The organism is Mesorhizobium sp. M8A.F.Ca.ET.207.01.1.1, assembly GCF_004794715.1.
In the GTDB taxonomy this organism is placed as follows: domain Bacteria; phylum Pseudomonadota; class Alphaproteobacteria; order Rhizobiales; family Rhizobiaceae; genus Mesorhizobium.
The window spans coordinates 1-359 of the sequence record NZ_SRUS01000247.1; the positions used below are offsets into that span (position 1 = coordinate 1).

At 66.9% G+C, this 359-nt stretch carries 1 protein-coding gene; it reads right to left on the minus strand.

What is annotated here, in order from left to right:
- The coding region (locus EN850_RS34370; protein WP_136092995.1) for a hypothetical protein at positions 1-359 on the minus strand (359 nt) is incomplete at both ends.

A 359-nucleotide genomic window follows, 5' to 3' on the forward strand; every position in this document is an offset into this window, starting at 1 on the left:
AAGCAACGTACCTGCCAGATCTACACGGCCGCCCTGCGGCCCCAGCGCAGACACCGTCAAGCGGCCACCGCGGTTGTTGCGGGCGGAAAGATCAATCCGCGACGCCGCGTCGGCAACAATGTCACCTTCATGGCTCGACAACGCGACGTCACCGCCCCAGCTGTACTTATCCACGTCGAACAGGTTGATCTTGCGCCCCGCCATGTCCAGCACCGCATGGCTGCCAAGCGCCATGCCCTGGCGGGCATTGGCCTCGAACCGACCGGACGCCAGCGCCACCCGGCTGTCGATCACCACGCGTTCAGCCGTGATGGACAACTCCGCACCCAACGCATCGCTGCCCGCGGTCGCCGCGGCGC